Annotated in this window: 14 protein-coding genes, 3 tRNA genes and 1 pseudogene; 4 read left to right on the top strand and 14 right to left on the bottom strand. The window is 62.1% G+C overall.

Features of this window, described 5'->3' with window-relative positions:
* Positions 1 to 47 precede the first annotated feature (47 nt).
* Complete coding sequence (locus M1E04_RS07925; RefSeq protein ID WP_456292711.1) at positions 48 to 2,087, bottom strand: oxidoreductase; 2,040 nt, start codon at positions 2,085 to 2,087, stop codon at positions 48 to 50.
* A 287-nt stretch (positions 2,088 to 2,374) separates the two neighbouring features.
* Here M1E04_RS07925 and M1E04_RS07920 point away from each other — a divergent pair, with 287 nt between their 5' ends.
* The 4 genes from M1E04_RS07920 (at position 2,375) to ilvA (ending at position 8,584) form a co-directional block, all read left to right on the top strand.
* Positions 2,375 to 4,015, top strand: coding sequence for a methyl-accepting chemotaxis protein (locus M1E04_RS07920; RefSeq protein WP_192135752.1), 1,641 nt, complete (start codon positions 2,375 to 2,377; stop codon positions 4,013 to 4,015).
* 211 nt (positions 4,016 to 4,226) lie between these two features.
* Positions 4,227 to 5,378, top strand: a complete 1,152-nt coding sequence (locus M1E04_RS07915) for a carbon-nitrogen hydrolase family protein (RefSeq protein WP_296310953.1) — start codon at positions 4,227 to 4,229, stop codon at positions 5,376 to 5,378.
* A gap of 3 nt (positions 5,379 to 5,381) precedes the next feature.
* On the top strand, positions 5,382 to 6,422 hold the full coding sequence (locus tag M1E04_RS07910; RefSeq protein WP_456292710.1) for an AraC family transcriptional regulator: 1,041 nt from the start codon (positions 5,382 to 5,384) through the stop codon (positions 6,420 to 6,422).
* A 647-nt stretch (positions 6,423 to 7,069) separates the two neighbouring features.
* A complete protein-coding gene (gene ilvA / locus M1E04_RS07905; protein ID WP_456293162.1) occupies positions 7,070 to 8,584 on the top strand; it encodes a threonine ammonia-lyase, biosynthetic in 1,515 nt (504 codons plus the stop codon).
* Positions 8,585 to 8,803: 219 nt separating this feature from the next.
* Here the strand turns inward: ilvA and M1E04_RS07900 are convergent, their stop codons facing one another.
* From M1E04_RS07900 to truA, 13 genes and pseudogenes are all read right to left on the bottom strand, one after another.
* On the bottom strand, positions 8,804 to 9,682 hold the full coding sequence (locus tag M1E04_RS07900; protein ID WP_065986406.1) for a DUF2242 domain-containing protein: 879 nt from the start codon (positions 9,680 to 9,682) through the stop codon (positions 8,804 to 8,806).
* Positions 9,683 to 9,943: 261 nt separating this feature from the next.
* Positions 9,944 to 11,209: a 3-phosphoshikimate 1-carboxyvinyltransferase gene (locus tag M1E04_RS07895; RefSeq protein ID WP_455914858.1), complete on the bottom strand. Its 1,266-nt coding sequence runs from the start codon at positions 11,207 to 11,209 to the stop codon at positions 9,944 to 9,946.
* Positions 11,210 to 11,405: 196 nt separating this feature from the next.
* Positions 11,406 to 11,482: transfer RNA gene (locus M1E04_RS07890), tRNA-Asp, on the bottom strand.
* A 122-nt stretch (positions 11,483 to 11,604) separates the two neighbouring features.
* Positions 11,605 to 11,681: transfer RNA gene (locus M1E04_RS07885), tRNA-Asp, on the bottom strand.
* Between the two features lie 74 nt (positions 11,682 to 11,755).
* Positions 11,756 to 11,831: transfer RNA gene (locus M1E04_RS07880), tRNA-Val, on the bottom strand.
* 162 nt (positions 11,832 to 11,993) lie between these two features.
* A complete protein-coding gene (locus M1E04_RS07875; protein WP_065986404.1) occupies positions 11,994 to 13,205 on the bottom strand; it encodes an O-succinylhomoserine sulfhydrylase in 1,212 nt (403 codons plus the stop codon).
* Between the two features lie 21 nt (positions 13,206 to 13,226).
* On the bottom strand, positions 13,227 to 14,735 hold the full coding sequence (gene purF, locus M1E04_RS07870; protein ID WP_065986403.1) for an amidophosphoribosyltransferase: 1,509 nt from the start codon (positions 14,733 to 14,735) through the stop codon (positions 13,227 to 13,229).
* A 12-nt stretch (positions 14,736 to 14,747) separates the two neighbouring features.
* Positions 14,748 to 15,335: a CvpA family protein gene (locus tag M1E04_RS07865; protein ID WP_065986402.1), complete on the bottom strand. Its 588-nt coding sequence runs from the start codon at positions 15,333 to 15,335 to the stop codon at positions 14,748 to 14,750.
* Between the two features lie 206 nt (positions 15,336 to 15,541).
* Positions 15,542 to 16,246, bottom strand: a complete 705-nt coding sequence (locus tag M1E04_RS07860) for an SPOR domain-containing protein (RefSeq protein ID WP_192136088.1) — start codon at positions 16,244 to 16,246, stop codon at positions 15,542 to 15,544.
* Positions 16,230 to 17,536 (bottom strand): annotated as a pseudogene (folC, locus tag M1E04_RS07855) (bifunctional tetrahydrofolate synthase/dihydrofolate synthase). The gene M1E04_RS07860 and the pseudogene folC overlap by 17 nt, the downstream one beginning before the upstream one ends.
* Positions 17,533 to 18,453, bottom strand: a complete 921-nt coding sequence (gene accD, locus M1E04_RS07850; protein WP_065986414.1) for an acetyl-CoA carboxylase, carboxyltransferase subunit beta — start codon at positions 18,451 to 18,453, stop codon at positions 17,533 to 17,535. Before accD ends, folC begins: the two are co-directional and overlap by 4 nt.
* A gap of 284 nt (positions 18,454 to 18,737) precedes the next feature.
* Entirely contained in the window at positions 18,738 to 19,358 is a 621-nt protein-coding gene (locus tag M1E04_RS07845) for a phosphoribosylanthranilate isomerase (protein WP_192136084.1), read from the bottom strand.
* 59 nt (positions 19,359 to 19,417) lie between these two features.
* Positions 19,418 to 20,242 carry a tRNA pseudouridine(38-40) synthase TruA gene (gene truA, locus M1E04_RS07840; protein ID WP_456293161.1) on the bottom strand — a complete coding sequence of 275 codons (825 nt, stop codon included), beginning with the start codon at positions 20,240 to 20,242 and terminating at the stop codon, positions 19,418 to 19,420.

The following is a 20,242-nucleotide window of genomic DNA, read 5'->3' as shown; positions in this document are numbered from 1 at the left end:
AACCCCGTCAAACCCACCCGCAACATCACCCGTCAGAAACCAGCTCCTTACAACCCCGCCGCCAACCGCGACCCCTGATCAATCGCCCGTTTGGCATCCAGTTCGGTCGCCACATCAGCCCCGCCAATCAGATGCACGCTCTGCCCCGCCGCCTTTAGCCCGTCATACAGTTCACGCAGCGGATCCTGCCCGGCGCAGATCACCACGTTGTCCACCGGCAGCAGTTTCTCCTCGCCGTCAGCCCCGATACGAATATGCAGACCCGCATCGTCGATCTTCAAATACTCCACGCTGTTGAGCATCTGCACCTGTTTGTTCTTGAGGCCCGTGCGATGAATCCAGCCCGTGGTCTTGCCCAAGCCGTCGCCGACTTTAGTGGCCTTGCGCTGCAGCAGGAACACCTGACGCGCCGGTGCATGGGGATGAGGCTTGATCCCGGCCACGCCACCCCGCGCTTGCAGCTGGGTGTCGATGCCCCACTCGTCCCAGAACGCGTCGCGATCCAGGCTGGTATAGACGCCCTGGTGGACGAGGTATTCCGACACGTCAAAGCCAATGCCGCCCGCGCCGATCACGGCGACGGACTTGCCCACCGGCTTGCGGCCGAGGATCACGTCGAGGTAGCTCAACACTTTGGGGTTGTCGACGCCGGGGATGGCGGGCGTGCGGGGCGCGATGCCGGTGGCCAGAATCACTTCGTCATAGCCCTTGCCAAGCAGGTCATCGACAGTGACGCGGGTGTTCAGGCGCAGGTCGACGCCGGTGGTTTGCAGCTTGCGGCCGAAGTAGCGCAGGGTTTCGAAGAACTCTTCCTTGCCCGGAATGCGCTTGGCGATGTTGAACTGCCCGCCGATTTCGCTGGCCGAGTCGAACAGCGTCACCTCATGCCCGCGCTGGGCCGCAACAGTCGCGGCAGCGAGGCCGGCAGGACCGGCGCCAATGACGGCGATTTTCCGGACCTGGGTGACCGGCAGGTAATTGAGCTCGGTTTCATGACAGGCGCGAGGGTTGACCAGGCAGCTGGTGAGCTTGCCGCCGAAGGTGTGGTCGAGGCACGCCTGGTTGCAGCCGATACAGGTGTTGATCTCGTCGCTGCGACCGGCCGCGGCCTTGTTGACGAATTCCGGGTCGGCGAGAAACGGGCGCGCCATGGAGACCATGTCGGCGTCGCCTTCGGCCAGCACCTGCTCGGCGACCTCGGGGGTGTTGATGCGGTTGGTGGTGATCAGCGGGATCGACACCGAGCCGCGCATTTTCGCGGTCACTTTGGCGAACGCCGCGCGCGGCACCTTGGTGGCGATGGTCGGAATGCGCGCTTCGTGCCAGCCAATGCCGGTGTTGATCAGCGTGGCGCCCGAACGCTCGATGGCCTGGGCCAGTTGCACCACTTCTTCCCAAGTGCTGCCACCCTCGATCAGGTCGAGCATCGACAGGCGATAAATGATGATGAAACTCGGGCCGACGGCTTCACGCACGCGGCGCACGATCTCCACCGGCAGGCGCATACGGTTTTCGTAGCTGCCGCCCCAACGGTCGGTGCGATGGTTGGTGTGGGCGACGAGAAACTGGTTAATGAAATAGCCTTCGGAGCCCATGATTTCGACGCCGTCGTACTCGGCGGTCTGAGCCAGGGTCGCGCAGGTGACGAAATCCTGAATCTGCTTCTCGATGCCCTCTTCGTCCAGTTCTTTGGGCTTGAAGGGGTTGATCGGCGCCTGGATCGCGCTCGGTGCCACCTGCTTGGGGCTGTAGGCGTAACGCCCGGCGTGGAGGATCTGCATGCAGATCTTGCCGCCTGCTTCGTGCACGGCTTTGGTGACAACCTGATGATTGGCCGCCTCTTCCGGCGTCGACAGCTTGGCCGCCCCCGAATACACCCCGCCTTCAGCGTTCGGGGCGATACCGCCGGTGACCATCAGGCCGACCCCGCCCCGTGCGCGCTCGGCGAAATACACCGCCATGCGCTCGAATCCGCCCGGCTTCTCTTCAAGCCCGGTATGCATGGAGCCCATCAGTGTGCGGTTGCGCAGCGTGGTGAAACCCAGGTCCAGGGGAGCGAGCAAGTGCGGGTAGTGGGGGGCGGCCATAAAAACTCCATCGAGCATCATCACGGGGTGCGGGCGCTCTGTGGCGCCCGTCGAATCAGTCAGGGCCTTGGACGAGCACCCGGTACATGACGCAAACAGTAAACAGCAGCCCGGCCATGCTCAATGACTGGAAGTGACAAATCAATGATCAAGCAGTGCACCACATCGTTCGTCGGGCCACCCTCCAGACTTGGATTTAGCCGCCGATAGCCACACGACGACCTTGCCGCACCGCCCCGATGGCTGAGCAATGTCCTTCTTCTCAACACCTCGGCAGGACGCAACTAATGAGCTGGATCAATGATGCAAAAATTTCAACCAAGTTGATCACAGGCTTCGTGCTGTGCGCATTCATCACCTTGGGAGTAGGCGTGCTCGGAAGCCGTGGCGTGTCCGACCTGTCGGAAAGCCTGAAACTGGTGTTCAGCAATAACCTGGTGTCCGTCGCAAAAACCGGCGAGGCCAGAACCAACGCCGTAGGGCAAAGCCGCGATCTGTATCGGTTATACACGGCCACTGCCGCCGGCATGCCCCAGGGCGTGAGGGACGAAGTGATTGCCTCAATGAACGCCAATCAGCAGCAGAGCGAAAAAGCGTTCGCCGAATACCGCAAGACCCCGCTCGCCGACGATGAGCGCGCGGCGGGCGATCAGATGGAAAAGGACTGGCCGATCTACCAGGCGCTGGTCCAGAAATACCTCGGCCTCATGAAGGCCGGCGACCTTGATAGCGGCCGCGCGTTGTTGTTCGGCGATCTTCAGACGGCCTACAACGTGGTGCTCGATGAGCTGACCCTCATAGTTAACTCCAATAACCGGCAGATTGGCGAAGGCGCCGAGGATGCCGCCCGCATGGAGTCCTCCGCCAAGACCGCGCTGTACATCGGCATCGGCATTGCCTTTCTGGCGGCGATTCTGCTGGGCATGTTCATCAGTCGTCTGATCAGCCGTCCTATTGCTTATGCGGTCGCTAGCGCGCGGAGCATCGCCGGCGGTGACCTGACGCAACCCGTCGTCAGCACCGGCCGCGATGAAGCCGGGCAATTGCTGACGGCGCTGGGCGAAATGCAGGGCAGCCTGAAAAGCACCATTCAGCAGATTGCCGATGCGTCCAATCAACTGGCCTCCGCCGCAGAAGAGCTGACCACCGTCAGCGATAACGGCAGCAGAGGGTTGGTCCGCCAGAACGACGAAATCCAGCAGGCCGCGACCGCCGTTACGGAAATGACTTCCGCTGTGGAAGAAGTGGCGCGCAACGCCGTGTCCACGTCCGACGCGTCCCGAACCACCAGCAAACAGGCCAGCGACGGTCGTGACCAGGCCCGTGGCGCGGTCGAAGCCATTAACAGCGCGACCACCGAAATCGCCACCTCGACCAACATGGTCCGCGACCTCGCCGTGCAGGTGCGGGACATCGGCAAGGTCCTAGACGTGATTCGCGGCATTGCCGAACAAACCAACCTGCTGGCCTTGAACGCCGCCATCGAAGCCGCCCGTGCCGGTGAACAGGGCCGAGGCTTTGCCGTGGTTGCCGACGAAGTCCGGGCCTTGGCTGCACGCACCCAGGCCTCAACCGGTGAAATCGAAGGCATGATCAACAGCGTCCAGGCCAGCGCCGATCAGGCGGTGGGGGCGATGGGCAAAAGTCAGGCGCTGGTGACCGACACCCAAGCGCTGGCCCAGGCAACGGGTCGCGCACTGGAGCAGATCGCCGACGGCATCGCCCAGATCAACGAACGCAACATGGTCATCGCCACCGCCTCTGAAGAGCAGGCGAATGTCGCGCGTGAGGTGGACCGCAATCTGGTGAACATCCAGGACCTGTCTACCCAGACGGCGGCCGGTGCGCACCAGACCAACGCATCGACCCAGGATCTTTCCCGCCTGGCCGTTTCGTTCAACACGCTGGTCAGCCGCTTCCGCCTGTAAAACGCATCGCCCGTGATGCCTGCAAATCGCAGGCATCGCGGTTGATCCATACAGCGCAGGCGGCCGCCGATGCCGCCTCGCTTGAACCCATTCGCCGAATGGCCGCTCTGGCCGTTGGCAAACCTTCTCCAAAGCAGCGTTTTGCCGTAGCCTTCCGGCAACGTCATCGCGCCCTCCGCGCTTTCTTCCCAGAGGCAGCTCTCCTTTCTTCATGCGCAAAGTTCTCGGCTCACTTACCGCTGCGGTGCTGGTGATTCTTCTCGTCAGCTACGGGCTGTGGACGGGCAAGCGTCATGTCGGGCATTACCTGACGGACCTGCGCATTCAGCTGGTGATCAACGACGGGCAACCCGGCGAACGCGGCAACCTGCTGGGCATTCAGCCCGAGTTGTTCCCTTCCGATTATTCGAGTGCCAAACGCCTGCATCGCAAGCTGGCGTCGTACCTGGTCCAGGCCCGCGACCATGGGCTGCTCAACGATAAAACCATTGTGGTGCTGCCCGAGCACATCGGCACCTGGTTGTTGGCGGTGGACGAAAAAGCCCAGTTCTACCAGGCCACCACCTTCGACGAGGCGATGAACTGGCTGGCGTTCAGTAATCCGTTGCTGTTCATCGACGCAGTGATTCACGCGCGGGGCAGCAGCCGCTTCGAGGACGCACGCCTGCGCATGAAGGCGCACAGCATGGCGCAGGATTATCAGAACGTGTTCGGCGGGCTGGCGAAGGAGTTCGGCGTGACGCTGGTGGCCGGCTCGATCGTGCTGCCCAGCCCGCACGTGGAAAACGGCGAACTGCACATCGGCCGCGGCGCGCTCTATAACAGCAGCCTGGTGTTCGGCCCCGACGGCCTGCCCTTGGGACAGCCCCAGCGTCAGTTGTTCCCGGGCTGGAACCAGCGGGGTTACATCCGTCCTGGCAAGGACGCGCCGCTCAACGTGATCGACACCCCGGCCGGCCGTTTGGCGACATTGATCGGCAGCGACAGCTGGTACCCCGACAATTACGCGCGACTCAACGCGAGCGGCGTCGAGCTGATTGCAGTACCGGCCTACGTCGCCGGCACGTACGGCTGGACGCAACCTTGGCGCAGCGACAAGCATGACGCGCTGGCGGCCCATTTGAATCTGGGGGCCAAACCGATCACCCAGGGTGAAGCCTGGCGCCGACTGGCCCTGACACCGGCCAGCACGGCGAAGGCCGGCGTCAGCGTGTTCATGGGCGGCCAGTTCTGGGACCAGGGCAGCGCCGGCCACAGTTTCGCCAGTCGCGGCGGGCAAAGCGTCGCCGAGCAGTCCATCAGCGCTGCCCCGAAAGGCGTTCGCCCCGGGCATGGCGCCCGCCTGATCAATCTGTGGTTGTAATCGATGACCTCCCCTCGTGTGCGTCTGGGCGATCTGTCCGTGGGGTTCGTCCACAGCCTCGCCGACGCTGTTCGCAACGAAGGCCAGGACCCGCAACCGCTGCTGCAGCAATACGGCCTGGATGCCGCACGACTCGGTGAGGCCGGCGCCCGGCTGTCGATCCCGCGCTACATGCGCCTGGGCCATGGGGCCATCGAGCTGACCGGCATGCCTGCCTTGGGCCTGCGGATGGGCCAATCCAGCCGTCTGAGCCACGCCGGTCTGGCGGGCATCACGGCTGCGCAGGCGCCGACCGTGCGCGAAGCGGCGCGCACGCTGATTCGTTTTGAACCGCTGTACGGCTCGAATTATCGCGGCCAGTCGAGCCTGCACGAAGACAGCGACGGCGCCTGGCTGCGCTTCTATTCCATCAGCCCGTACAACGGCTACAACCGCTTCGTGGTGGATTCGATCCTCAGCGGCTGGCTGCACCAGCTGTCGACGCTGAGCGGGACGACGCTGATAGCCGAACGTCTGGAGATCGAGTTCGACGCCCCCGCCTACGCCGCTGAATACGCCGCGCTCTGCGAGCAGCCGGTCGGTTTCGCGGCGGGCGTCAATCAGCTGCGCCTCAACCAGCGTCAGCTGGGCCTGCGCAACCCCGACCACGTGCCGAGTACCTGGCGGCATCTGCTGCAGGTGTGTGAACGGGAACTCGAACAACTCACCCGAACCCGCAGCCTGCGCGAGCGCATCACCCAATTGCTGGGGCCGTTGTTGAATGGGGGGCGGGAGCCGGATCTCGAAGAAGTGGCCGCGCGACTGAAGCTGCCGATCTGGACCCTGCGCCGCAAGCTGGCGGACGAGGGCACACAGTTCCGTGCGATCCTCAATGACACCCGGCGCGACCTCGCCATGACCTACATCCGGGACACCGAACTGGCCTTTGGCGAAATTGCCTACTTATTGGGATTTGCGTCAGCAGAAGCCTTTCAGCGGGCCTTCAAACGCTGGACCGAACAGACGCCCGGTGCGTTTCGTCGCAGCCAGCGCCAGTCGCTCTGACTGGCAGGCGTGGGTTTTCCTACAACTCGGTGGCGTCTTCTGCGGGTTCCAGCGGGTCCATCTCGTAGGCCTGGTATTCCAGCAGTTCTTCTTGGTACTCGTCCATTTTTGCGCCCTCGTGGCGGGTTCTTGTGATCGATGGGGTTCTTGTGTCGCTGAGTCATTCAGCTGCAGATTCACTGACTACGAACCCAACCCTAAAGTGCCCTCATGAACAAAAAATGAAGGCCCGTTGAACAGTAGACGCGCACGGATAAACGGCGACGGCCCAAGGGATTGTTAACCTTGCCTGGGTCTGGCATTTGTTTTTTCCTGACTGTCAGTTTTTGAGCGATGACGGCGTCGCCCACTTGACGACTGCGCCGTGTTCGCCATAGTCTCGACGCCATGAACGCATCCCAGCATTTCTTCGGCCCGATAATTATTACCGCCATTCCAGTCATGGCGGGTTAGCCGACGTTTGCACCCAACCCGCCCTAGAGGCGGGTTTTTTCTTTCTGTCTCCCGGGCCAAAAACCACATCAGGAGCCAGACATGATCATTCGCCCTTCCCTCGCCTGCTTCGCCGCCCGCCTGATCATCCCAAGCCTTCCGACGAGGCCCTCACGATGAGTCAGCCACCGGCCTACCCGCTCGTTCAGGGCGACCTGCTCAATCACTACGTTAAAAAGATCCTCAACTCCCGCGTGTACGACGTTGCCGTGGAAACCCCGCTGCACGCCGCTCGCCAGCTCTCCGAGCGCCTTGGCAACAACGTCCTCCTAAAGCGCGAGGACCTCCAGCCGGTGTACTCCTTCAAGATTCGTGGCGCGTACAACAAGCTGGCGCAGCTGAGCCCGGAAGAACTGGCGCGGGGCGTGGTGACGGCGTCGGCGGGCAACCATGCCCAAGGCCTGGCGCTGGCGGCGAAGACGTTGGGCGTGTCGGCCACCATCGTGATGCCGAAGACGACCCCCGAGATCAAGGTCGAAGGCGTGCGCTCCCGGGGCGGAAAGGTCGTACTGCACGGCGACTCGTTTCCCGAAGCGCTGGCGTATTCGCTGAAGCTGGTCGAGGAACATGGCTACGTCTACGTCCACCCCTACGACGACCCTGACACCATTGCCGGGCAAGGCACTGTGGCGATGGAAATCCTGAGCCAGCATCAGGGGCCACTGGACGCGATCTTTGTGCCGGTGGGTGGTGGCGGGTTGATTGCCGGCATTGCGGCCTACGTCAAATACCTGCGCCCGGAAATCAAGGTGATCGGCGTCGAGCCGGATGACTCGAACTGCCTGCAACAGGCCATGGCCTACGGCGAGCGCGTGGTGCTGCAACAGGTCGGGCTGTTTGCCGATGGCGTGGCGGTGGCGCAGATCGGGCAGTACACCTTCGACATCTGCAAGGATTACGTCGACGAAGTCATCACCGTCAGCACCGATGAAATCTGTGCGGCGATCAAGGACATCTACGACGACACCCGCTCGATCACCGAGCCCGCCGGCGCGCTGGGCGTGGCCGGGATCAAGAAGTACACCGAACAGTACGAAGTCGCCGGGCAGACGTTTGTCGCCATCGACTCTGGCGCCAACGTCAACTTCGACCGCCTGCGCCATGTGGCCGAGCGCGCTGAGCTGGGCGAAGGCCGCGAAGCAATCATTGCCGTGACCATCCCGGAACAGGCGGGCAGCTTCAAGGCCTTCTGCGAGGCCATCGGTAAGCGGCAGATCACCGAATTCAACTACCGCTACCACACCGACCGCGAGGCGCACATCTTCGTCGGCGTGCAGACCCACCCCGACACGGATCCCCGCAAAGCCCTGATCTCGAGCCTGACGGAACAGGGTTTTCCGGTCCTGGACCTGACCGACAACGAACTGGCCAAGCTGCATTTACGGCACATGGTCGGCGGGCATTCGGAGCGGGTCAGCGACGAGGTGGTGCTGCGCTTTGAATTCCCCGAGCGGCCGGGTGCGCTGTTCAACTTCCTGAACAAGCTCGGCGGGAAATGGAATATTTCGATGTTCCACTACCGCAACCACGGTGCGGCGGATGGCCGAGTGGTGGCGGGATTGGTGGTGCCGGAAGATGAGCGACATCTGGTGCCGCAGGCGCTGGCGGAAATCGGTTATCCGTATTGGGACGAAACCAGGAATCCGGCGTACAAACTGTTTTTGGGGTGATGCGGCTACGAATGACACCGAAGATCTGCAGGCCCAGCGCACCCTTGTGGGAGCGAGCTTGCTCGCGAAGAGTTCAGTACAGCCATTAAATCTCCAGTGGCTGAAATGACCTCTTCGTGAGCAAGGTGGAGCGCCACCCCGGTCACTCCCACAGCTTTTGCGTTTGCTGCACGTGCGATGTCAGCACGCGGGGCCTCTGCTGGGAATTAGCAGAATAACTCACTGCGCCGGCGTTGATTCTACCGCTGGCGCAGCGCTCGGCTCGGTGGTCGTTGCCGGCGCAGGCGTTGTGGCAGGCGCGGCCTCGGCAGGCGCCGCTGTTTCGGTTTTCAACGGTTCCGCCTCGGCAGGCGCAGGCATCGGCTCGCTGCTCTGCTCGGCAGCGGCCGCAGGTGGGGTCGCAGGGGTCGCCAGTGGCGCTGGTGCGACGGGCGTAGTGGGTGCAGGCGCCGCTGCAGCAGGTGCAGCGGCCGGCTTTTGCTCCGTCAACGCCGCCGGCTTGCCTGGCACCGGCTCAGGCATGCCCAGATCGGTTTTAGGCTTCTCTTCAATGTGTGCAGCCTTCTTTAATTCAGGCGGCAGGAAATTTTCCACCAGCGCGAAGAAGCGATCATAGAACTTGGGCGACGCCACGGTTTCACTGGCGACCTTGACCATCGAGTCGTCGGTCGAACCAATCGGCATCGAGACCGAGCCCAGCACGCCAACCCCCAGGCTGGCGGAGTTATTGACCTTCTTCAACGCATAGCGATCCTGCAGCGCATTGGCGAACATCGTGGTCCGTTTATCAGCACTGCCGTCCGGCGCACACACCACGTTGAAGCTGATCTCCATGTGGGTTTCGCCGGTTTGCTGAAAGCTCTTATGGCCGCTGATCACTTTCGGATCGCTGCTGGTAATGATGTAGCCCTGACTCAACAGCGCCCTTCGGGCCGCTTCGCAGGTGGCGGCATCCGAGACCGGGTAGCTGCGGGAGAATGTCCCGGCATCGTCGAAATTCTCATGCTCATAGACCGTCGGTTTCTTCGACGAGCAGCCTGCGGCAGCCAGCAGGGTGATGACCCAGCATGCGGTACGAAAGCTCAGTAATTTAGGCATCAAACATCCTGGGGCAATTGGTCGACTGAAAGTGGACCGGAGAAAACGCCGGTAAGTCTGCAACAAGCCTGCCATGGGATCAACGCAGAGTTTGCAACCGTGTGGATACATCGAAACGGCAACCGTGAACGGGGCCTGTACGCGTGGGCCTGTCAAGGCAGCGCAGGTTGCGCTGATCAGACTGCAACGGGGTCGGAAAAGTCGCCCCACCGGGGCTGGCGTCCATCAGTCGACGGCTGCAGGCCCGGCATGCCCTGCGCCTCAGACCTCGCCGTGCACCAGTTTCACCCCGAGGAACTCCAGCGCCCGCCAATAGCCGGGGTAGGTTTTGCCAACGCACTCCGGATCCTGAATCCGCACCCCTGCCACCTTCAGACCGGCCAGCGCGAAACACATGGCAATGCGGTGGTCGGAATGGGTATTGATCAGCGCGTGACTGCTGGTGCCCGCCAGACTCGGATCAGCGGCAACCAACAGATCATCGCCTTCTACCGAGGCCAGCCCGGCCCGAACCTGATTCAGACCATCGTGCAGCGCCTGTACGCGATCGCATTCCTTGACGCGCAGGTTGGCCAGGTCAACGAAGCGCACAGGCGTCTCGTTGAAGGCCGCCAGCACCGCCAGCGTAGGAATCGCGTCCTGCATCTGTGAGCCGTTTATGACCGCAGGCATCTTCGGAAACTGCGCGATCACTTCCATGGCCTTGGCGTCTGGCTGAGTGAACGCCTCCCCCGCCACGCCCAAGTCGATCTTGCCGCCGGTCAGCGCCTCGGCAGCCCACAGATAGGTCGCAGCCGAAGCATCGGGCTCGATCTGGTAATCGCAGGCGGTGTAGCCCGTCGGGGCAACGCGCCACAACGCGTCATCCAGCACCTCGACCTCAGCGCCGAACGCACGCATGCAGGCGATGGTCAGGTCGATGTAACCGCGCGCGCCGATTTCCTTGCCGGTCAGCGCCACTTCAATCGGTGCATCGCCACAGGCCGCCACCATCAACAGCGCGGAGACGTACTGACTGGACAGGCCGCCGTCGATTTCGAAGCGAGTGGCGGTAATCGAACCCGTCCCGCGCACCACGACCGGAGGGCAACCGGTGGCGCTTTCCGCGATCAGGCCGCCTTTGCGTAGCGCCTCCAGCAACGGGCCGATCGGGCGCTTCTGCATGTAGTGATCGCCGTCCAGCGTGACGCTGCCATTCACCGTGCCGACCGCCGCTGTCAGGAACCGCACCGCCGTGCCGGCATTGCCGAGGAACAGCGCGTCCTGGGGGACTTCAAGTTGCCCACTGCTGGTGACGACGAAGCTGGTGTCGTCCGGCTCTTCGATGGTCACGCCCATTTGCCGCAGGGCGTTGGACATATGGCGGGTGTCGTCGCTTTTCAGCGCGCCACGCAGGTGGCTGGTGCCCTTGGCGAGTGCAGCCAGAAGCAGCGCGCGGTTGGTGATGGACTTCGAGCCGGGCGGCGACACATGGCCCGTCAGCGGTACGCCCGGCGGGATGACAGTGATGGTTTGGTTCATGCCCATGGTCCAGCTCTCCAAATTCGAAATCAGGCACCGCACAGCGCCGCGTTAACAGCCGGCGATCATGGCATTTATCGCCGAGCTCTGCAGCATCCAGCGCGACAGGCGAAGCGTTCGCTAAATCGCAGGCACAAAAAAAGCGATCCAGGGATCGCTTTCTCTGTTGCTTCAAGGCGTTCAAGGGCCTCGAAGCGATGTATGGCGCAGCGGACGGGACTCGAACCCGCGACCCCCGGCGTGACAGGCCGGTATTCTAACCGACTGAACTACCGCTGCTTGTCGCACAGACTTTCATCTGCTTAACGCTGTTGAAACCGACCCTTGGGCCTGCTTCGTAAAACACTGAATGAAAACCTAGGCTTTCAATCTCGAACCGGGAAGACCCGATTCGGAAAATATGGCGCAGCGGACGGGACTCGAACCCGCGACCCCCGGCGTGACAGGCCGGTATTCTAACCGACTGAACTACCGCTGCGCATTGCGTGGACTTTCGTCCTGCTGAATCTCAGTATCCTTCAGCGTCTGGTGTTGCTGTGAAACACTCAACGATGGTGGGTGATGACGGGATCGAACCGCCGACCCTCTGCTTGTAAGGCAGATGCTCTCCCGGCTGAGCTAATCACCCTTGCTTCGCTGAGGCCGCGAAATTTACGCAGGTGATGAACCTAAGTCAATAGCCTGCTTGAAGTTTTTTTAAAAAGAGCCATTTTTCGCAGCAGGCACGAAGCTGCACATCGCAAACAAAAAAGCGAGCCCCAGGGCTCGCTTTCGTGTTCGGACACCCCGCTTACAAGGCAGCCAGACCCCGTGCGAGATCCGCTTGCAGGTCTGCGACGTCCTCCAGCCCTACCGCGACGCGGATCAGACTGTCACGAATGCCGGCCGCCTCACGCTCTTGCGGCGACAGCCGACCGTGGGAGGTGGTGCTCGGATGAGTAATAGTGGTCTTGGTATCGCCCAGGTTCGCGGTGATCGAGATCAATCGCGTGGCATCAATGAAACGCCATGCGCCGTCCTTGCCACCCTTCACCTCAAAACTCACCACCGCGCCGAACGCCGTCTGTTGACGCTTGGCCAATGCATGTTGCGGGTGACTCTCGAGACCGGAGTAATGCACCTTCTCGATGCCCTCCTGCTGTTCGAGCCACTGCGCCAGTTCCAGAGCGCTCTGGCAATGGGCACGCATGCGGATTTTCAGGGTTTCGAGCCCCTTGAGGAACAGCCAGGCGTTGAACGGGCTCAGGCTGGGGCCAGCAGTGCGCAGGAAGCCGACGACTTCTTTCATCAGCTCGCTACGACCGACCACCACGCCACCCATGGCGCGGCCTTGTCCGTCGATGAACTTGGTCGCCGAGTGCACGACCACGTCCGCCCCCATGCGCAGCGGTTGCTGCAGGGCCGGAGTGCAGAAGCAGTTATCGACCACCAGCAGCGTGCCCTTGGCGTGGGCGATTTCCGCCAGCCCGTTGATGTCGACCAGCTCCGCCAACGGGTTGGAAGGCGATTCGACAAACAGCATTTTGGTGTTCGGCTTGATCGCCGCGTCCCAGCCGGACAATTCGGCGAGGGGGACGTAATCGACCTCCACCCCGAAGCGTTTGAAATACTTTTCAAACAGGCTGATGGTCGAACCGAACACGCTCTTCGACACCAGCACGTGGTCGCCGGCGCTGCAGAAGCTCATCACCGTGGCGAGGATGGCGGACATCCCCGTGGAGGTCGCCACCGCCTGCTCGCCGCCTTCCAGCGCGGCCATGCGCTCTTCGAACGAGGCCACGGTCGGGTTGGTGTAGCGCGAATAGACGTTGCCGGGGATCTCACCGGCGAAGGTCGCGGCCGCCTCGGCTGCCGTGCGGAACACGTAGCTGGACGTGAAAAACAGTGGATCGCTGTGCTCGCGTTCCGGCGTGCGGTGCTGACCGGCACGTACCGCGAGGGTGTCGAAACCGACGCCCTCGAGATCGCTGTCCAGTCGACCGGCATCCCATTCCTGAGTCATGCCGCCTGCTCCTTGTCTGGATTAATTGTTGTACAGGTCGATGATCGCGCTCACCGCCTGAGTCTTGACCTTGGAGGCGTCGTTGCGCGCCTGCTCGATCTTGTTCAGGTAGTGCTCGTCGATGTCACCGGTCACGTACTTGCCGTCGAAGACCGAACAGTCGAAGTTGTCGATCTTGATCTTTTTGCTGCCACTCACCGCCTCGATCAGGTCGTTCAGGTCCTGATAGACCAGCCAGTCGGCACCGATGAGGTCGGCCACGTCCTGGGTGGAACGGTTGTGAGCGATCAGCTCGTGGGCACTCGGCATGTCGATGCCGTAGACGTTGGGGAAGCGCACAGCCGGGGCCGCGGAACAGAAATACACGTTCTTGGCGCCGGCTTCGCGGGCCATCTGGATGATCTGCTTGCACGTGGTGCCGCGAACGATGGAGTCATCCACCAGCATCACGTTCTTGCCACGGAATTCCAGCTCGATCGCGTTAAGCTTCTGGCGCACGGATTTCTTCCGCGCGGCCTGGCCCGGCATGATGAACGTGCGGCCGATGTAGCGGTTCTTGACGAAGCCTTCGCGGAATTTCACGCCCAGGTGGTTCGCCAGTTCCAGCGCCGCCGTACGGCTGGTGTCCGGAATCGGGATGACCACGTCGATGTCGTGATCAGGACGCTCGCGCAGGATCTTGTCGGCCAGCTTCTCGCCCATGCGCAGACGCGCCTTGTAGACCGAGATGCCGTCGATGATTGAATCAGGACGCGCCAGGTAGACGTGCTCGAAAATGCACGGGGCGTATTTCGGGTTGGTGGCGCACTGGCGGGTGTGCAGCTTGCCGTCTTCGGTGATGTACACCGCTTCGCCCGGGGCGAGGTCACGAATCAGGGTGAAGCCAAGCACGTCCAGGGAAACGCTTTCGGACGCGATCATGTACTCGACGCCTTCGTCGGTGTGACGCTGACCGAAGACGATCGGGCGGATGGCATCCGGGTCGCGGAAGCCGACAATGCCGTAACCGGTGATCATCGCCACGACCGCGTAACCGCCACGGCAACGCTTATGCACGTCAGTGACGGCCGCGAAGATGTCTTCTTCGGTCGGTTGCAACTTGCCGCGCACGGCCAGCTCGTGGGCGAACACGTTGAGCAGCACTTCGGAATCGGAATTGGTGTTGACGTGGCGCAGGTCGGATTCGTAAATCTCCTTGGCCAGTTGCTCGACGTTGGTCAGGTTGCCGTTATGCGCCAGGGTGATGCCGTAAGGCGAGTTGACGTAGAACGGCTGGGCTTCGGCCGACGTCGAGCTGCCCGCCGTTGGGTAACGTACGTGACCAATGCCCATGTGCCCGACCAGGCGCTGCATATGGCGCTGGTGGAACACGTCACGAACCAGACCGTTGTCCTTGCGTAGAAACAACCGGCCGTCATGGCTGGTCACGATACCGGCAGCGTCCTGGCCGCGGTGCTGGAGGACGGTGAGCGCGTCATAAAGCGCCTGATTGACGTTCGATTTGCCGACGATACCGACGATGCCACACATGCGACACAACCTCTACTTAGTGGAACTGGATTTACCGAGCACTTCCGGCGGCGTTGTAGGCGGCAGGAGGTGATCCTTGAACGGGATGTCAACAGGTACGCTGACTCCGCTGGCTAGCCACTTGCTGGACATCCCGAGAATCAGGTTTTTCGACCAGTCAGCGACCATGACAAATTGCGGGAGCAGCCTCGACTGCTGCCACCATTGATCCTGTTGCACCGGGCCCAGGCTCAACAGCCCGACCGCAACGACAACCAGCAAGGCTCCGCGCGCCGCGCCGAAGACCATGCCCAGAAAACGATCGGTCCCGGACAGCCCGGTGACGCGAATCAGTTCTCCAATCAGAAAGTTGACCATGGCGCCGACCAGCAGTGTGGCGACGAAAAGAATGGTGCAGCCCGCAATCACGCGCGCCGAAGGTGCTTCGATGTAGTTGACCAGATACTGGGCCAGCGATCCGCCAAACATCCAGGCGACGGCACCTGCGATGATCCACGTCAGCAAGGACAATGCTTCTTTGACGAAGCCGCGCTTGAGACTGATCAAAGCGGAGATGGCGACAATTGCAATGATCGCCCAGTCAACCGGAGTAAATGACACGTCGCAGCCTACAGACTGATAAGGCGGCGGATTTTAGCAGAGCACTCGCCTGCCGGTAAGCAGCGATTGCGGATGAAGGGCATTTAAGGCGAACTATTGGACTTTGTTGGGGATCGGCGGGGTTAAACCCGAAATCGATGACTGCAGATCGAGCCCCTTCCCGGCTGAAGCCGGTCCTACCAAGGGAAGGCGTCGGCCGGGGACGCTTACTTACGCTCCGGCTGGAAACGCACAACGATGCCTTTGATCTTCTGCTGTTTTTCCAGCGTGTCACGCAGACGATCAGCTTCGACGCGTTCGATCACCGGGCCGACGAAGACGCGGTTCACGCCATCGGAGGTGCGGATGTAGGCGTTGTAGCCCTGAGTGCGCAACGTCTTCTGCAGATTGTCGGCATTGGCGCGGTTGGAAAGGCTCGCCAGCTGTACCGCCCAGGTGACCGACAAACCATTGGCATCGACCCGGCTGGTCTCGGCTGCCGGTGTGACAGGCGCTGCCGCTTGAGCGGGTGCCGGCGTCGGTGCCGGAGCAGGCTTCGCGGGCGCGGTCTGAACGGGTTTCGGCGCAGCAGCCACAGGCTTGGAAGGCGCAGGGGCAATGGGCATGGACGGCGGCTGTTGACTGGTGCGCTGCTGAACGGGCTGGGCAGGACGCGCGGACTGAGCAGGCTGCGTCAGCTCGTCATCGCCTGGCACCGGCTCCTGCGGCAATGGCTGCTGTTCAGGCACGCTGACGGGTTCGACCTTGATCTGCGAGGTGGCCGGCGCTTGCGGCGCGGCAGGCGCATCGACCTGAACACGGCGGGCTTCGTCCTGACGCGAAAACAGCATCGGCAGAAAAATCACCGCGACGGCAATCAGCACCAATGCCCCAACCATCCGCTGTTTGTACGCTTTATCCAGCAAAGCCATGTGTCACTTCCTCCGTGACGCGCCAGCAAGCCATTCCAGGGCCTCGGCTACGCAGTAAAAAGACCCGAACAGAACAATCTCGTCGTCGGCTGTCGCGTGGGCGCACTGAGCTTCAAGTGCCAGCGCGATACTCGGGTGAGACGTCACGCGAGCGCCAAGGTTCTGCAACGCCTGTTCGATCTCTTGCGCCGGACGGCTGCGCGGCGTTGGCAGCGGTGCGACGGCCCAACTGCTGAACGTCTCGCTCAGTTCCGCCAGAACGCCCGGCAGGTCCTTGTCACTGAGCAAACCGAACACCGCCAGACGCTTGCCCGCCACCGGTCGCTGATTCAGGCGCTGGGCGAGAAACGTTGCTGCATGGGGGTTGTGGCCCACGTCCAGCAGCAGGCTTAGGGATTTCCCCTGCCAGTCGACGCTGCGACGGTCAAGGCGACCGGTGACGCGCGTATTGACGAGCGCATCGCGAAGGGTCGACCCATCCCACGGCAAATCCAGCCGCAGGTAAGCCTGCAGCGCCAGCGCGGCGTTCTGCATGGGGAGGTCGAGTAACGGCAGCGAATGCAGTTCGATTGTGCGGCCCTGTGCATCAGTGCCCGACCAGTCCCACCCCGTCGCGTTGATCTGCAGCTTGAAATCGCGACCGCGCAGCGACAGCGGACAATGCAGTGCCTGCGCTTTGTCGAGCAACGGCTGCGGCGGATCAAGATCGCCACACAGTGCAGGCCGTCCCTCACGGAATATCCCGGCCTTCTCGAAGGCCACGGTCTCACGGGTATTGCCGAGGAATTCCGCGTGGTCAACGCCAATGCTGGTGACCAGCGCCATGTCGGCGTCGATCAGATTGACCGTATCAAGCCGCCCGCCGAGACCGACTTCCAGCACGACCGCATCCAGCCCGGCCTGCTCGAAAAGCCAGAAGGCTGCCAGCGTGCCCATTTCGAAATAGGTCAGGGAAATGTCGCCGCGGCCGCGCTCGACCACCTCGAACGCCGCGCACAGCGCGGCGTCGGTGGCTTCGACGCCCAGCACCTGCACACGCTCGTTGTAGCGCAGCAGGTGCGGCGAGCTGTAAACGCCGACTTTCAGGCCCTGGGCCTGCAACAAGGAAGCAACGAATGCGCAGGTCGAGCCTTTGCCGTTGGTGCCGGTGACCGTGATCACTCTGGGCGCCGGCCGGGTCAGGCCCATCTGAGCTGCCACCTGCTGCGAACGCTCCAATCCCATATCGATGGCCGACGGGTGCAGGTGTTCCAGATAGCTGAGCCAGTCGCTCAACGAGCGTGCGGTCATAGGTTCGCCGGAACAGGCGGTACAACGATCGGCTCAACTGTCGGCGCCACGAATTTCGGCGTCGGCAGCCCCATCATCTGGGCCAATACGTTACCGAGACGCTGACGCAGTTCCTGACGGTGAATGATCATGTCGATCGCGCCGTGGTCGAGCAGGAATTCGCTGCGCTGGAAACCTTCCGGCAGCTTTTCGCGCACGGTCTGCTCAATGACGCGAGGGCCGGCGAAGCCGATCAGGGCCTTTGGCTCGGCGACAATGATGTCGCCCAGCATCGCTAGGCTGGCAGAAACACCGCCGTAGACCGGGTCGGTCAGCACGGAGATAAACGGCAGGCCCTCTTCACGAAGACGCGCCAGAACGGCCGAGGTCTTGGCCATCTGCATCAGCGAGATCAAGGCTTCCTGCATGCGCGCACCGCCGGATGCGGCGAAGCAGATCATCGGGCAGCGGTTTTCCAGCGCGTAGTTGGCAGCTTGCACGAAGCGCTCACCCACCACCGCACCCATCGAGCCGCCCATGAAGGAGAACTCGAATGCGCTGCACACCACCGGCATGCCCAGCAGGGTGCCGCTCATGGAAATCAGCGCGTCCTTTTCACCGGTCTGCTTCTGTGCCGCGACGAGGCGATCCTTGTACTTCTTGCCGTCGCGGAATTTCAGACGGTCCACCGGCTCCAGATCAACGCCGATCTCCTGACGGCCTTCGGCGTCCAGGAAGATATTCAGACGGGCGCGGGCGCCGATGCGCATGTGGTGGTTGCACTTCGGGCAGACGTCCAGGGTCTTTTCCAGCTCCGGGCGATACAGCACCGCTTCGCAGGACGGGCACTTGTGCCACAGACCTTCGGGCACCGAGCTCTTCTTGACCTCGGAACGCATGATCGAAGGGATCAGTTTGTCTACCAACCAGTTGCTCATGCTTTCTTTCTCCAGTACCGATGGCTCGAACGCGATGGCAATAGGTGCCATGCGCATGCCCTTAAACCAATGTCATGTAAGGTGCCGCGAAATGCCGTACAACGATCGGCGCGAAGCCTGACCTGCCGAGACAACACTCGCAAACACCCCTCTCAACTTCCATCACGAGACGCAAGACGTCTTCGCTCAATCAATTCGGCCACGCGCATCAGCGGATGGCAGGCTAGTGGACGGCGACCGTTGGTCCGCCGTCACATCCCAGCCGATGTTGCCGGGCAAACGCCCTAGGCGCCGTGTACTGCACTCATGAACGCACGGATCTTGTCGTGATCCTTCAGGCCTTTGGATTTCTCCACCCCGCCACTCACGTCCACGGCGTAGGGATGCACCTGCGCAATGGCCTGGGAAACGTTGGCCGAGGTCAGCCCGCCGGCGAGGATCACCGGCTTGCTCAAATGTTTTGGAATCAGCGCCCAGTCGAAGGTTTCCCCCGTCCCGCCCGGAATGCCGGCGACATAGGTGTCGAGGAGGATGCCGCAAGCGTTGGCGTAAGCATCGCAAGTGGCCGCGATGTCGTCGCCGGCCTGGACCCGCAGCGCTTTGATGTACGGGCGGCTATAGCCTTCGCACTGCTCCGGGGTTTCATCGCCGTGAAACTGAATGAGGTCGAGGGGAACGACGTCGAGCAGGGCTTTCAAGTCAGCGCGCTCTGCATTCACGAACAGGCCGACAGTGCTGACGAACGGCGGCAGCGCGGCAACGATTGCCTGGGCCTGCTCGACCGTCACGAAGCGCGGACTTGGGGGGTAAAACACCAGCCCGATGGCATCGGCTCCCGCGTCAACGGCGGCCAACGCGTCTTCTATGCAGGTAATCCCGCAGATCTTGCTGCGAACGGCTGACATGTAGTGGAGACCTCAAGCCTTGCGAAAGTCACGGATGGTAGCAAATGCAGTCACCCGCGTCAGCCGTCCAGTTCCGTGAAGCCGGTGAGAAAATGCGGGCCGATGTAGCGATCCGGTAACGGGAACTCGTCGCGGTATTCCACCTGAACCAGATACAGGCCGAAAGGATGAGCCGTCACACCGCCGGTGCGGCGGACCCGACTTTCCAGCACCTCCCTCGCCCACTCGATTGGCCGCTCCCCTGCCCCGATGGTCATCAGCACACCGGCAATGTTGCGCACCATGTGATGCAGAAAGGCATTGGCGCGGACATCAATGACGATCATCTTGCCGTGGCGGGTGACGCGCAAATGATGAAGCTGCTTGATCGGCGATTTGGCCTGGCATTGACCGGCACGGAACGCGCTGAAATCGTGGGTGCCGACCAGATACTCGGCCGCCAGCGCCATGCGTTCGGCATCCAGCGGGCGATGGTTCCAGGTGATTTCCTGGCCCAGGTGCGCCGGACGGATCTGATCGTTGTAGATCACATAGCGATAACGTCGGGCGATGGCCTTGAAGCGCGCGTGAAAATGCGCGGGCATGACCTTGGCCCAAGTCACGCTGATGTCATGGGGCAAATTGATATTGGCGCCCATGGTCCAGGCTTTCATGCTGCGCTCGGCCCGGGTGTCGAAGTGCACCACCTGACCGCACGCGTGCACACCGGCATCGGTGCGCCCTGCGCACATCAGCGACACCGGCGAATCCGCAACTTTCGACAGGGCGTTTTCCAGCGTTTCCTGGACGGTCAGCACACCGGTCAACTGGCGCTGCCAGCCGCTGTAGCGCGAGCCTTTGTATTCCACGCCCAGGGCGATTCTGGAAAAACCTTCGGCGGCCAG

Source organism: Pseudomonas sp. AK106 (assembly GCF_053903055.1).
This window is presented reverse-complemented; position numbering and strand designations above follow the sequence as displayed.